Annotated in this window: 14 protein-coding genes; 6 read left to right on the top strand and 8 right to left on the bottom strand. The window is 65.2% G+C overall.

The window, feature by feature from the left end:
- The 5 genes from RT123_RS13745 to RT123_RS13725 form a co-directional block, all read right to left on the bottom strand.
- A partial coding sequence (locus RT123_RS13745) for a dihydropteroate synthase (RefSeq protein WP_313009701.1) occupies positions 1–2,167 on the bottom strand: 2,167 nt, incomplete at its 3' end.
- Positions 2,168–2,171: 4 nt separating this feature from the next.
- Positions 2,172–2,609 (bottom strand): transcriptional regulator, encoded by a 438-nt coding sequence (locus RT123_RS13740; protein ID WP_146756706.1) that lies wholly within the window; start codon positions 2,607–2,609, stop codon positions 2,172–2,174.
- A gap of 83 nt (positions 2,610–2,692) precedes the next feature.
- Complete coding sequence (locus RT123_RS13735) at positions 2,693–3,775, bottom strand: homocysteine S-methyltransferase family protein (protein ID WP_313009700.1); 1,083 nt, start codon at positions 3,773–3,775, stop codon at positions 2,693–2,695.
- Entirely contained in the window at positions 3,772–4,728 is a 957-nt protein-coding gene (metF, locus tag RT123_RS13730) for a methylenetetrahydrofolate reductase [NAD(P)H] (RefSeq protein ID WP_313009699.1), read from the bottom strand. Before metF ends, RT123_RS13735 begins: the two co-directional genes overlap by 4 nt.
- Positions 4,728–5,687 carry a metalloregulator ArsR/SmtB family transcription factor gene (locus tag RT123_RS13725; RefSeq protein WP_313009697.1) on the bottom strand — a complete coding sequence of 320 codons (960 nt, stop codon included), beginning with the start codon at positions 5,685–5,687 and terminating at the stop codon, positions 4,728–4,730. Before RT123_RS13725 ends, metF begins: the two co-directional genes overlap by 1 nt.
- A gap of 119 nt (positions 5,688–5,806) precedes the next feature.
- Here RT123_RS13725 and RT123_RS13720 point away from each other — a divergent pair, with 119 nt between their 5' ends.
- Positions 5,807–6,211 (top strand): EF-hand domain-containing protein, encoded by a 405-nt coding sequence (locus RT123_RS13720; protein ID WP_313009695.1) that lies wholly within the window; start codon positions 5,807–5,809, stop codon positions 6,209–6,211.
- 2 nt (positions 6,212–6,213) lie between these two features.
- Here the strand turns inward: RT123_RS13720 and RT123_RS13715 are convergent, their stop codons facing one another.
- Both RT123_RS13715 and ettA read right to left on the bottom strand, forming a co-directional pair.
- Positions 6,214–7,140, bottom strand: a complete 927-nt coding sequence (locus RT123_RS13715; RefSeq protein ID WP_313009693.1) for a 2-hydroxyacid dehydrogenase — start codon at positions 7,138–7,140, stop codon at positions 6,214–6,216.
- Positions 7,141–7,169: 29 nt separating this feature from the next.
- A complete protein-coding gene (gene ettA / locus RT123_RS13710) occupies positions 7,170–8,837 on the bottom strand; it encodes an energy-dependent translational throttle protein EttA (protein WP_055755177.1) in 1,668 nt (555 codons plus the stop codon).
- A 220-nt stretch (positions 8,838–9,057) separates the two neighbouring features.
- Here ettA and RT123_RS13705 point away from each other — a divergent pair, with 220 nt between their 5' ends.
- Entirely contained in the window at positions 9,058–10,461 is a 1,404-nt protein-coding gene (locus RT123_RS13705; protein ID WP_295226505.1) for a Do family serine endopeptidase, read from the top strand.
- Between the two features lie 4 nt (positions 10,462–10,465).
- Here the strand turns inward: RT123_RS13705 and RT123_RS13700 are convergent, their stop codons facing one another.
- The gene (locus RT123_RS13700; protein WP_313009689.1) at positions 10,466–10,888 is read right to left on the bottom strand and encodes a VOC family protein; all 423 of its coding nucleotides are present in this window, start codon (positions 10,886–10,888) and stop codon (positions 10,466–10,468) included.
- A gap of 74 nt (positions 10,889–10,962) precedes the next feature.
- On the opposite strand from RT123_RS13700, the gene RT123_RS13695 reads away from it, so the two are divergent.
- From RT123_RS13695 to RT123_RS13680, 4 genes are all read left to right on the top strand, one after another.
- Positions 10,963–12,279, top strand: a complete 1,317-nt coding sequence (locus tag RT123_RS13695) for a replication-associated recombination protein A (protein WP_313009687.1) — start codon at positions 10,963–10,965, stop codon at positions 12,277–12,279.
- Positions 12,280–12,350: 71 nt separating this feature from the next.
- Entirely contained in the window at positions 12,351–12,794 is a 444-nt protein-coding gene (locus RT123_RS13690; RefSeq protein ID WP_313009685.1) for a hypothetical protein, read from the top strand.
- Between the two features lie 39 nt (positions 12,795–12,833).
- Positions 12,834–13,556, top strand: a complete 723-nt coding sequence (locus tag RT123_RS13685; protein ID WP_313009684.1) for an RluA family pseudouridine synthase — start codon at positions 12,834–12,836, stop codon at positions 13,554–13,556.
- Positions 13,557–13,620: 64 nt separating this feature from the next.
- The coding region (locus RT123_RS13680; RefSeq protein ID WP_409514917.1) for a CC0125/CC1285 family lipoprotein at positions 13,621–13,871 on the top strand (251 nt) is incomplete at its 3' end.

The following is a 13,871-nucleotide window of genomic DNA, read 5'->3' as shown; positions in this document are numbered from 1 at the left end:
GCTCGCCGTGACCGGCGGTGACGGCGAAGGCGCCGATATAGTCGTCGCCCTCATCCGCGATGAAGTCGGACAGAGCCAGGTTCGGTTTGCCGTTCGACTTCTTGATCTGTTGGCGCAGGGTATGGAAGCGGGCGATCTCGGCGTCGCGGCCTTCGTCGGCGAAGACGATGACATCGTCGCCGTCGGCGCGCGCAGGCCAGAAGCCGACGACGCCTTTGGCCGTGAACCACTTCTCGTCGATGATCCGCTTCAGCATGACCTGCGCGTCGGCGAACAGGTCGCGCGCGGCCTCGCCGACGATCTCGTCGTCCAGGATCAGCGGATAGCGGCCGATCAGCTCCCAGCTGGCGAAGAAGGGCGTCCAGTCGATGTGGTCGGCCAGATCCTGCAGGTCCCAGGCGTCAAACGCCTTCACACCGAAGAAGGCTGGCTTGCCGGGCATGGGCTGGGCGGGGTCGATGCGGAAGCGGTTCTCGCGCGCCTGAGCCAGGGTGGCGCGGGCCTTCACCTCCTGGCCGCGGGCATATTGCTCGCGGATGCGAATGTATTCGGCGCGGGTGGCGGCCTCGTTCTTCGCGCGCTCTGTTTTGGACAGCAGGCCCGAGACGACGCTGACGGCGCGCGACGCGTCGACGACATACGTGGTCGAGCCCCGGCGATAGGCGGGCTCGATCTTGACCGCCGTATGCGTGCGGCTGGTGGTGGCGCCCCCGATCAGCAGAGGGATCTCGAAGCCGCGCCGCTCCATCTCGGCGCCGACAAAGACCATTTCGTCCAGCGACGGGGTGATCAGACCGGATAGACCGATGATATCAACATTGTGAGCCTTGGCCTCGTCTAGGATGCGGTCGGCCGGGACCATGACGCCGAGATCTATGACCTCGTAGTTGTTACATTGCAGCACGACGCCGACGATATTCTTGCCGATGTCGTGGACGTCGCCCTTGACGGTGGCCATCAGGATGCGGCCCGCCTGCTCGCGCGGCTTGCCGGCCTTTTCGGCCTCCATGAAGGGTTCCAGCCAGGCGACGGCCTGTTTCATCACACGGGCGGACTTCACCACCTGCGGCAGGAACATCTTGCCCGAGCCGAACAGGTCGCCGACCACGTTCATCCCGTCCATCAGCGGGCCTTCGATCACGTGCAGCGGGCGCTCGGACGCCAGGCGCGCCTCTTCGGTGTCGACCTCGATAAACTCCGTGATGCCGTTAACCAGGGCGTGTTCGATCCGCTTGCCGACCGGCTGTTCGCGCCATTTAAGATCGACGACGCGGGCCTGACCCTTCTCGCCCTTGTAGCGGGGCGCCATGTCGACCAGCCGCTCGGTGTTCGAGACATTGGTCCGCTGCGGCCGGTTCAGGATCACATCCTCGACCGCCTCGCGCAATTCGGCGTCGATGTCATCATAGACCGGCAGGTCGCCGGCGTTGACGATCCCCATGTCCATGCCGGCGTTGATGGCGTGGTACAGGAAGACGCTGTGGATCGCGCGGCGCACCGGCTCGTTGCCGCGGAAGCTGAACGAGACGTTCGACACGCCGCCCGAGATGCGGGCGTAGGGGAGGGTGCGTTTGATCTCTCGCGTCGCCTCGATGAAGTCGACGGCGTAGTTGTCGTGCTCCTCAATCCCCGTCGCCACGGCGAAGATGTTGGGGTCGAAGATGATATCCTCGGGCGGGAAGCCGACCTCGTTGACCAGGATGTTGTAGGCGCGGGTGCAGATTTCGATCTTGCGGGCGGCGGTGTCGGCCTGACCGACCTCGTCGAAAGCCATGACCACGACGGCGGCGCCGTAGCGCAGGCATTTGATCGCATGGTCGCGGAAGGCCTGTTCGCCCTCCTTCATGCTGATCGAGTTGACGATGGGCTTGCCCTGGACGCACTTCAGGCCCGCCTCGATCACTTCCCATTTGGAGCTGTCGATCATCACCGGCACGCGGGCGATGTCGGGCTCGGCCGCGATCAGATTCAGGAAGGTCCGCATGGCGACGACGCCGTCCAGCAGCCCTTCATCCATATTGACGTCGATGATCTGGGCGCCGGCTTCGACCTGCTGGCGGGCGACGTCCAGCGCCGCCGAATAGTCGCCCTCGACCACCAGCTTGCGGAATTTGGCCGAGCCGGTGACGTTGGTCCGTTCGCCGACGTTGATGAAGGTGGGTCGCATGCGATTAGTATTCCCACTCTCGGTCAGCAATGCGGTGCTTTGAGGCGTAGTGCGCGCGGTTAGCTAGTCTAAGCATGAGGGCTGTTGCGGCGGTTGAAAGGGCTCCCCGCGACGAGACGTGGACAGCTTCGCCGTCTGCTTTGACGTACGGCTTCGCTGAAAATGCTAGCTCGCGGCAGATCGCTTCAATCTTTTCATCGTCGAACGAGCAATGGACGCGGTGAGCAAACTCGTTACGAACCTTGCGCAGGCGTTCACATTCGGCGTGCTCAACTGCCGAGATTACACCTACGGCTCTGGCAATCGCTATTCGAGCGGAAAAAGTCCCAAGAGGAGCATTGAATCCTTCCAAGAGTTTTTCGACGGCTGGCACATCAAGCAGCTTTGCGCGAAGGGCGGCGGCTAGTTGGCCGTCTATAAAGCTGCATGCCACCAGCACCATACCGCGATCACTTTCCCGGTTGAGCTCTGGCAGGACTGCCGAGAATGCTTCGAGGTGAGGCGGGGGCCAATGTTCTCGGTCTGTCACGCCACCAACTCGAACGGTTCGAGGCCGGATAGCCGCAAGGCCACCGGCCGTTCCGGGATGGCGCGCGGCTTCAGCGGCGCGACCTCTTCGGCGACGTGGCGGATGTGGTCCGGCGTTGTGCCGCAGCAGCCGCCGACGATGTTGACCAGGCCGGAGGCGGCCCATTCCTCGATGAAGTGGGCGGTTTCGTGCGGCTCCTCGTCGTACTGGCCCATGGCGTTGGGCAGGCCGGCGTTGGGATAGGCCGCGACCAGGGTGTCGGCGACGCGGCTCAGTTCGGCGATGAAGGGTCGCATCAGGTCGGCGCCCAGGGCGCAGTTGAAGCCGACGGCGAAGGGTTTGGCGTGGCGCACGCTGTTCCAGAAAGCCTCGGCGGTCTGGCCCGACAGGGTGCGGCCCGAGCGGTCGGTGATGGTGCCCGAAATCCAGATGGGCAGGGCGTCCATGCCCTCGTCTTCCAGGTCCTTGATCGCCTTGATCGCGGCCTTGCAGTTCAGCGTGTCGGTGATGGTCTCGATCAGATAGAGATCGACCCCGCCCTCGTTCAGGGCCTTCACCTGATGGCGATAGGCCTCATAGACCTGGTCGAAGGTCACGCTGCGGGCGCCGGGGTCGTTCACGTCGGACGACATCGACAGCATCTTGTTCAGCGGACCGATCGAGCCGGCGGCGAAGCGCGGCTTGTGCGGCTCTTTTTCCGTCCAGCGATCGGCCGAGGCGCGGGCCAGTTTGGCGCCTTCCAGATTGATATCCCACACCGCCTGGGCGTCCAGGGCGTAGTCTTCCTGGGCGATCGTGGTGCCGGAGAAGGTGTTGGTCTCGCTGATGTCGGCGCCGGCGCCGAAATACTGGTCATGCAGGTCGGCGATGACATCGGGACGCGTGATGCAGAGGATGTCGTTGTTCCCCTTCATCTGGTGTTTCTCGTCATAGCCGTTGGCCGCGACGAAGCGGTCGGCGCGGAAGTCGGCCTCGTCCAGCCCGCGACGCTGGATCATGACGCCCCAACTGCCATCGAGGACCAGGATGCGTTCCTTGGCCGCCTGATGCAGGGCGGCGATGCGTTCCGCGCGGGTCATTGGGCCACCGCCGTCTCGCGCACGCCCAGAACGCGACAGATCGCGTAGACCAGGTCGGCTCTGTTCAGGGTGTAGAAGTGGAAGTCCGAGAAGCCCTCTTCCTGCAGACGTGCGCACGTCTCGGCGGCGACCGAGGCGGCCAGCAGTTTGCGGGTTTCGGGATCGTCGTCCAGGCCTTCGAAATGCGCCTTCAGCCAGTCGGGGATGCTGGTCCCGCAGGCGCCGCACATCCGCGTCAGGCCGGCAAAGTTGGACACCGGCATGACGCCGGGGATCAGCGGAATGGTCACGCCCGCCGCCCGCACCCGGTCGCGGAACCGCAGGAAGGCGTCGATGTCGAAGAAGAACTGGCTGATGGCGCGGGTCGCACCGGCGTCGACCTTGGCCTTCAGCACCTCGATGTCGTGATCGATGGAGGGACTTTCGGGATGGCGTTCGGGATAGGCGCCGACCGTGACATCAAATCCGCCGATGCGGTTGATGGCGGCGGTCAGTTCGGTGGCGTTGGCATAGCCGTCGGCGCGCGGCTGATAGACGCCGCCAATGCCAGCCCCGCCGGGCGGATCGCCGCGCAGAGCCACGATGTGATCGACTCCGATCGCCTTGTAGCCTTCGATGACCTCGTCGACCTCGTCACGGCTGGCCTCGACGCAGGTCAGGTGGGCGGCGGGGCGGAGCGAAGTTTCCTTGATGATGCGCTGGACTGTGCGGTGGGTCCGCTCGCGGGTCGAACCGCCGGCGCCGTAGGTGACGGACACGAACGCGGGGTTCAGCGGCTCCAGACGCCGGATCGCCTTCCAAAGATTGGCCTCGGCCTCATCGGTCTTGGGCGGAAAGAATTCGAACGAGACGCGCACGGCGTCGCGGTTCGATCCGGCGCGGGCTACGGGGCCAAGCGGCGACAGCAGCAGGGCGCGAGCGTCGGCCAGATTGAGGGAGGCGGAGGAGGCCATCAGGCGGTCTTTCTGTCCTGGACGCGGCGTTCCGCCGTCCAGATGGTCACGGTCAGGCCCTCGGCGTCGTGGGGAAGGGCGATGGGGGCCGATGGCGTCAGGGCGCCGTCAACCAGCCAGCCGTTGATCTCGCTGTCGGCGAAGCCCAGGCGGCGATGCTGATGCGCCTCACGCATATGTTCGAAGTCGTGCGGGGCGAAGTCGATGATGACCAGGCGGCCGCCCGGACTGACCAGACGCGCGGCCTCGGCGACGGCGGCGGACGGATCGGACAGGTAGTGCAACACCTGATGCACGATCACCAGATCGGCGCTGGCGGCGGGCAGGCGGGTGGCGAAGATGTCGCCGTGGCGCAGTTCGACCTGCTCCACGCCCGCCTTGGTGACGTTGGTGCGGGCGATGTTCAGCATGTTCTGGCTGAGGTCCAGCCCGACCGACATCTTGGCCTTCTTGCCGAACAGGGTCAGCATCCGGCCAGAACCCGTGCCGAGATCGACGACGCGTTCGAAGGGGCCGGGCCCCACAGCCTTTTCCAGCGCAGCCTCGACAGCGCTTTCGCTGACATAGAGGGAACGCAGGCGGTCCCACTGGGGCGCGACCTGTTCGAAATAGCTGGCGGCGGCTTCCTCGCGGTCCTTGCGGACCTCGTCCAGACGCCGATGATCGGCCTCGCCGGCGTCCTCGGCCAAGATGTCCAGAACCGTGTCGATCAGCCGGCGCGCCTGAGCGTCATGCGACAGGCGGTAGTAGACGCGGGCGCCGTCGGGAAAGCGTTCGATCAGCCCGGCGTCGGTCATCAGCTTCAGATGGCGCGACACTCGAGGTTGGCTCTGGTCCAGGATGCGGGACATTTCCATGACCGACAGCTCTTCGCCCGCCAGCAGCGACAGAACGCGCAAACGGGTGGGTTCGCCAGCGGCGCGGAGGGCTTCGACAGTCTGATCGGCGGACAAACTCATATGCTCATATAAAGATATCCTTATATGATTTGGCAAGTGAAATCGGTTTCTTGGAACCGCGTCGACGGGAATGGTTCGTGCGTGCGTTAAAGCCCACAGACCCGTCTTGGAGTGATCTTATGCGTAGCCTGTTCATCGCCGCTCTTGCTGTCGCCGCCGCCGGTCCAGCGTTGGCCCAGAGCGACTTTCCCGAGACCCACATGCCTCAAATGTCTGGACCTGAAATGTTAGGGCGGCCTATGGGCGGACAGATGCGGCCGCCGGAGCGCGAAAACCTGGCCCAGATGCAGGCGCGCATGACCCAGATGTTCAACCGCCTAGACGCCAATGAAGACGGCGTGGTCGACGCCAGCGAACTGGCCAATGCACGCGGCGGTCGTATGCTGGCGCGCTTCGACGCCGATGCGGACGGGCGCATTACTCGCGAAGAGTTCGACGTGGGCCTCGCCGCCGCCTTCAAGGCGATGGACAAGAACGGCGACGGCGTGGTGACGGCGGACGAGCGGCCGCAGCGTCCCCGCTGAAGTCAGACGACGGGCGTCTTCAGCGGCTCGCCCGCGAAATGCGCCTGCAGATTTTCGATCAGCAGCATCAGCATGCCCTGCACCCCGGCAGTCGTGGCCCCGGCGGTGTGGGGCGTCAGAATGACATTGGGCACGTCGGCCCAGCGGGCTGGGTCTGTCGGCTCTTCGATGAAGACATCCAGGGCCGCCTGACCCAATGTCCCTGACTTCAAGGCGGCGATCAGGCCGTCCTCGTCCACGACCTGACCGCGCGAGACGTTGACCAGCAGGCCGTCGGGACCAAGCGCCTCGATGATGTCCGGAGAGATCAGACCGCGATTGGTCTCGTCCGCCTTGCAGGCGACGACGAGGATGTCGCTGGCCTTGGCGAGCGCCAGCAGGCTGTCGGCGCGTGGCCATTCGGCGTCGTGCGGCCGCGGCCCCCACCAACTGACCGCCATTCGGAAGGCCTCGGCGCGGTCGGCGACGGCTTTTCCGATGTGGCCCAAGCCGACGATGCCCAGCTTCTGGCCGGCGAGCGACGTCGTGATGGTGCGCGTCTCGAAGGTCCAGCCGCCTTCGCGGACCTGACGGTCGCCCGAGGCGATCTGACGGCGCGCGGCCAGGATCAGGCCCAGGGCGTGATCAGCGACGTCCTCGTGATTGACGCCGGGGGCGTGGGTGACGGGCAGACCGCGCTGGCGGCACCAGTCGATGTCGATCCCGTCATAGCCGGAGGTGAAACAGGCGATCAGGTCGAGATTGGGCAGACGTTCGATCAGCGCCTTGTCCAGCGGCGCCTCGCCGGCGACAACCATGACGCGGATGTCGTGGGCGGCCTCGATCGGCGGACCTTCCCAGAAGCGATAGACGTCGTAGGCGCTCTCCAGAAATCCCGAGAGCGGCGCGAGATGCCGCTGCATGATGAGAACGGCGGGGCGTTGGGTCATGCAGCGGCTCCTCTTGTCAGATCAGGCGATCAGCGGCCGAACTTCTGGTGCTGGATGCGCTTGGGGATGATGCTGTCGGCGCCCAGGCGACGCATCTTGTCCTGTTCGTAGGCTTCGAAGTTGCCCTCGAACCATTCCACATGGCCGTCGCCCTCGAAGGCGAGGATGTGGGTGGCCAGACGGTCAAGGAACCAGCGGTCGTGGGAGATGACCACCGCGCAGCCGGCGAACTCTTCCAGAGCCTCCTCGAGGTTCTGAAGGGTTTCGATGTCCAGGTCGTTGGTCGGTTCGTCGAGCAGGATCAGATTGCCGCCCGAGGCCAGGGTCTTGGCCAGGTGGACGCGGTTGCGCTCACCGCCGGACAGTTGGCCAACCTTCTTCTGCTGGTCGCCGCCCTTGAAGTTGAAGCTGCCGACATAGGCGCGGGTGTTGATCTCGCGCTTGCCGACCATCATCACGTCGGTGCCGCCCGAGATGGCCTGCCAGATGGTCTCGTCGGGCTTCAGGTCGTCGCGCGATTGGTCGACATAGGCCAGTTTGACGGTCTCGCCGACCTTGATCGTGCCGCCGTCGGGCTGTTCCTGGCCGGTGATCAGCTTGAACATGGTCGACTTGCCGGCGCCGTTCGGGCCGATGACGCCGACGATGCCGTTGGGTGGCAGTTTGAAGGTCAGGTTGTCGAACAGCGTCTTGTCGCCATAGGTCTTTTGCAGACCCTCGACTTCCAGAACGACGTTGCCGAGGCGCGGGCCAGGCGGGATCTGGATGTGAGCGTGCGTCTGGGCGCCGCGCATCGATTCCTGTTCCTCGACCATCCGCTCATAGGCGGCCAGACGGGCCTTGGACTTGGCCTGACGGGCCTTGGCGCCCGAACGGACCCATTCCAGTTCGCGGGTGAGGGCGCGCTGGCGGGCTTCGGATTCCGATTGCTCCTGCACGACGCGCTTTGTCTTGGCTTCCAGCCACGAGGAATAGTTGCCCTCGTGCGGGTGGCCCTTGCCGCGATCCAGCTCCAGCGTCCACTTCGTGACGAGGTCCAGGAAGTAGCGGTCGTGGGTCACAAGGATGACGCAGCCGGGGAAATTTTCCAGGTGGTGCTGCAGCCAGGCGACGGATTCGGCGTCCAGGTGGTTGGTCGGTTCGTCGAGCAGCAGCATGTCGGGCTTGGACAGCAGCAGGCGGGCCAAGGCCACGCGGCGCTTTTCACCGCCGGACAGGTTGGTGACTTCCCAGTCGTCGGGCGGGCAGCGCAGGGCGCCCATGGCCTGGTCGATGCGGCTGTCGATGTCCCAGACGTCGCCAGCGTCGATCTTCTCCTGAAGGGAGGTCATCTCCTCCATCAGTTCGTCAGTGTAGTTTTCGCCAAGTTCAGCGGCGACTTCGTTGAAGCGGTTGACCCACTGCTTCTCTTCGCACCAAGCCTCGACGTTCTGGCGCACATTCAGGGCCGGATCGAGCTGGGGCTCCTGCTCCAGATAGCCGCGCTTGATGCCGTCGGCGGCGCGGGCCTCGCCGTTGAACTCGTTGTCCAGGCCGGCCATGATCTTCAGCAGGGTGGACTTACCCGAGCCGTTGACGCCGACGACACCGATCTTGGCGTCGTTGTAGAAGCTGAGCCAGATGTTCTCGAAGATCTTGCGGCCGCCGGGGAAGGTCTTGGTCAGACCCTGCATCTGGAAAATATATTGCTGCGCCATGAGGTGCGGTGCGCCCTTCGGGTTTCGTCGGATTGGGAGGTTTGGCCGGATGTAGCGATCCTGCGCGAGAAGGGCAAATATGGCGGGCAGGCGGCCGGACGGAACGGCTGTAAAGCTTGTCCGTTGATGACAGTCACACGCCTTGATCCGGCCCGAAACCGGGTGCGGAATGGCGTCATTCTACGCTTGCCAGTCTCGGATGCCCCAGTCTCGGATGCCCATGAAGACCCGATCGATCGTGCTCGCCGCCGCCTTCGCCCTGTCGGCGTGCGGCAATCCCTCGAATTCGAAGGCGCAGGAGGGCGAGTTCGCCCAGCCGACACGCACCGCCCCGGCCGATGCGGCGGGGATGAAGTCCAGCTTCGCGCCGGTGGTGCGATCGGCTGCGCCGGCCGTGGTCAATATCTCGGCGCGCAGCGTGCAACGGGTGCAGGCCGATCCCTTCTTCCAGTTCTTTGGCGGCGGTATCCCCCAGGCGCGGGTGGCGGAATCCGTGGGGTCCGGCGTCATCGTCCGTTCGGATGGGATTGTGGTGACTAACAACCACGTCATTGACGGCGCTCAGCAGATCAAGGTTGTGCTGAATGACCGGCGCGAGTTTCCGGCCACCGTCATCCTGGCCGACGAGCGCAGCGATATCGCCGTGCTGAGGCTGGAAAACGTCAGCGACCGCCTGCCGGTGCTGGCCATCGACGATCAGGAAGAGCAACAGGTCGGCGATCTGGTCCTGGCCATCGGCAATCCGTTCGGCGTGGGCCAGACGGTGACGAACGGCATCATCTCGGCCCTGAACCGGACCGAGACCGGCATTTCCGACAGTGGGTCCTTCATCCAGACTGATGCGGCCATCAATCCCGGCAATTCGGGCGGGGCGCTGGTGGACATGGACGGCGACCTGATCGGCATCAACACCGCCATCTTCTCGCGCTCGGGCTCCTCGGCCGGCGTCGGGTTCGCCGTGCCGGCGGCTATGGTCAAGCGGGTCGTCGACAGCGCGCTGGGCGGCGCGACGGCTGTGGTTCGGCCGTGGCTGGGCGTGAAGGGCGATACGGTCACCGGCGACATCGCCGGCAGCCTGGGCCTGAGCCGACCGCAGGGGCTGGTCGTCACCGACGTCTACGCAAACGGTCCGGCCGCGCGCGCCGGCATTCGTCAGGGCGACGTCATCACCGCCGTCGATGGTCAGGAGATCAACGACCAGAACGGGCTGAACTACCGCGTCGGCTCGCGCAATCCGAACGATCAAGTGCAGGTGTCCATCCTGCGCGACGGTCGGGCGCAAACCGTGACGGCGCGGGTTCAGACCCTGCCGGGCGACGCCGATCCGAAGCAAGGGGTGACGATCCAGTCCGGCCCCTTCGCCGGCGCCGAGGTCGTCGCGCTCAGCCCTGCTCTGGCAGACCGCCTGGGCGGCGATCCGTTCGCGACGGGCGTCATCGTGACCGGCGTGTCCGGGCGCGGCTATGCGGCGCGTGCGGGATTCCGTCAGAACGATCTGATCGTCAGCATCAATGGCCGCGCCATCGGCTCGGCCCGCGATGTCGAGGCCGCCAGTTCCGGTCGCGGCCCGTGGGAGGTCGTCGTCAACCGTGGCGGCCGTCAGATTCGCGGCGTGCTGAGATAGGTCGTCAGGCCTTCGTCGGCCCGCCGATCGACCAGGTGTGGCGGAAGGGGTCGCGCAGGACGCCGTAGCGGTCGCCCCAGAACTGATCGGCCATGTCCAGCACAGGTTCCGCGCCGCCGACGGTCATGGCGCGCGTCCACCAGGCGTCGGGATCGGCGACCTGAAGATGTAAGGTCACGCCGGCAGGGCGGACATCCTGCGAGCCGCCGTATTCCGGAAACTCGTCATTCAACATGACGCTGGCGCCGTTGATCCTCAGGTGGGCGTGCATCAGTCGCTCGCCGTCGTCGGCGAGACGGCGGTCCAACACCTCGGCCCCGAAGGCGATGATATAGAAATCGATCGCCGCAGAGGCCCCGCGCGACGGGATTGTCAGATGCGGTGTCACGCCAGAAGTCGGACCCTGGTTCGGATTGGCGTCGGTCATGGTGCGGTCTCCGTGGCGGTTCGCCATACTAACGCGTGAAAAGCCTTTGGCGAACGCCTACATAGGTCGCACCCATGAGCGACCTGTTCGAAGCCTCCGGCATTCTGCCACCCGACGCCCCTCTGGCCGACCGCCTGCGTCCGCGCACGCTGGACGAGGTGGTGGGGCAGGATCATCTGCTGGGACCAGGCGGGCCGATCCGGCGTATGATCGAGGCCGGGCGATTGGGATCTATGATCCTGTGGGGACCGCCGGGGACGGGCAAGACCACGATTGCGCGGCTGCTGGCGCAGGCGGCGGGATACGAATATCAGGCGATCAGCGCGGTGTTTTCGGGCGTCGCCGACCTGAAGAAAGCGTTCGAGGCGGCGCGGATGCGGCGTGCGGCGGGACAGAGCACGCTGCTGTTCGTCGATGAGATCCACCGCTTCAACCGCGCCCAGCAGGACGGCTTTTTGCCGTTCGTCGAGGCAGGCGTGGTGACCCTGGTCGGGGCCACGACGGAGAACCCCAGCTTCGAGTTGAACGGCGCCTTGCTGTCGCGCAGTCAGGTCTATGTGCTGAAGCGGTTGGACGACGCTGCATTGGATCAGCTGCTGAGCCGGGCCGAGGCGCACATGGACCGGACCCTGCCGCTAACGCCAGAGGCCCGGCAGGCGATGCTGGCCCTGGCCGATGGCGACGGGCGGTATATGCTGACCATGTCGGAGGTGCTGTTCGACCTGCCTGAAGGCGAAAAGCTGGACGTGCAGGGGCTGGCGGGCGTGCTGCAACGCCGAGCGCCCGCCTACGACAAGAGCCGAGAAGAACACTACAACCTCATATCGGCCCTGCATAAATCGGTTCGGGGATCCGACCCCGACGCGGCGCTCTATTGGCTGGCGCGCATGCTGAACGGGGGGGAGGATCCGCTTTATCTGGCGCGGCGGATCGTGCGGATGGCGGTTGAGGACATCGGCGAGGCCGATCCGCTGTCGATCCTGGTCGCCAATGCCGCCAAGGACACTTACGACTTCCTGGGCAGTCCCGAGGGCGAGTTGGCCTTGGCTCAGGCGGTGGTCCACCTAGCCACTGCGCCCAAGTCGGTCGGGGTCTATGAGGCTTTCAAGGCGGCCAAGAAGGCGGCCTATGAGACGGGTTCGTTGATGCCCCCCGCCCATATCCGCAACGCCCCGACCAAGCTGATGAAGTCGCTGGGCTACAGCAAGGGCTACCAGTACGATCCCGATACGCCCGAAGGCTTCTCGGGCGCGAATTTCTTCCCCGACGAGATGGACCGTCGCACCTTCTACAAGCCCAAGGGCGAGGGGCACGAGGAGAAGGTCAAGGCGCGGCTGGAGCGTTGGGCCGAGATGCGAGCACGGCTGGCGGCGGACGAGTCCGGCGACTGACTGAACGCTGTTCATTGTCGCCAGTTGATAAGGGGGTTAGCGTTCCGGCCTGACATCCTTGGGAGGGGACGATGATCGAGACGGTGAGAACGCCCTGGCATCTGTGGCTGGTGGGCGTGTTGTCTTTGTTGTGGAATGGGTTCGGTGCGTTCGACTTCATCCAGACCACGACGCGGGGCGAGGCCTATATGCGGGCGGCGGGTTTCGACGACGCCATGATCGCCTACTATGAGGCCATGCCCGGCTGGATGTATGTGCCGTGGACTCTGGGAGTATGGGGTGCGGTGATCGGTTCGGTGATGCTGCTTTTGCGCCGGCGTTGGGCGGTTCCGGCCTTTGGTCTGTCGCTGTTGGGCGCGTTGATCAGCCTGATCTATGGCAAGCTGATCGATCCTCCGCCGCCGGCGCCGCCCGAACTGGCGGCCATGAGCTGGATGCCGATCTTCATACTGCTGATTGCGATTCTGCTGTTTGGTTATGCGTTCAATATGCGCAAACGCGGCGTGCTGCGCTGATGGGCTGACGCAGGGCGCGCCGTCGCGTATGGACGCGCCGTGACCCGTACTCCTGTCGATCTTTCAGCCGATGACATCGCCGCCGTCCGGTCTTGGGTGATCCACGAGGATGCGCACGTCATCGCCTTTTCCAAGCCTCCGGGCCTGTCCAGCCAGGGCGGGCGGATCAAGGCGCATACGCTGGACGATCTGCTTTGGGCGTTCGCGCGGTCGAACGGCAAGCGGCCGGAGCTGGTGCATCGGCTGGATCGCGACACCTCGGGCGTGATCCTGGCGGCCAAAACTAAGCCGGCGGCGAGTTTTCTGGGTAAGGCGTTGCAAATGCGGCGGTTCAGGAAGCAGTATCTGGCCCTGCTGTCGGCGGCGCCTGAGCCCAAGGCGGCGACCATCGACGCGCCGTTGCGTCGCGAAGAAATCGGGCGCGAGAGCTATATGCGGGTCGTCGCCTTTGACGCGCCGGGCGCGCAAGGGTCGCAGAGCCGCTATCGGACCTTGGCCGCGGGACCGGAAGGGGCTGCGGTCGAGCTGGAGCCGCTGACCGGGCGGATGCATCAGCTGCGTGTGCATATGGCCCATATCGGTCGGCCGTTGATCGGCGACGTGCGCTACGGCGGCGCTCTGACCACGCCCGTTGGACCTGCGCCGCGTCTGATGCTGCACGCCGCCAAACTGAGCTTTCCGCATCCCGAGGGCGGGACGACGACGGTCGAAGCGCCGCCGCCAGAGGATTTCGCGAAGCTGAGAACGGCGCTGGGTCTTTAGGGCGCGGGCGCCTCAGGGAACGACGTGCGCGTTTTGGCGCTATGTCGTTGAAAGGATACCTCTGATGAAGCGTCTCGCCCTCGCCTTGACCGGTCTTTCCGCCCTGGCCCTGACCGCCTGCGCCAGCCTGGTGCCCTATGGCGCCCAGATGGGTCCGAACGGGCAGGGGTATTCCGAGCAGCGGATCGAATCCAACCGCTACCGTGTCACCTACAACGGCGTCGGCGCTGCGGGCCGTGTCGCCGATTGGGCGCTGGCGCGCGCCGCCGACCTGACTACCGAACAAGGCTACGACTGGTTCGAGGTGACGCAGAG

This window comes from Brevundimonas vesicularis, from assembly GCF_032067225.1.
Lineage (GTDB): Bacteria > Pseudomonadota > Alphaproteobacteria > Caulobacterales > Caulobacteraceae > Brevundimonas > Brevundimonas vesicularis_F.
Note: the sequence above shows the minus strand (reverse complement) of the source record. Positions and strands in the feature narration are given on the sequence as shown.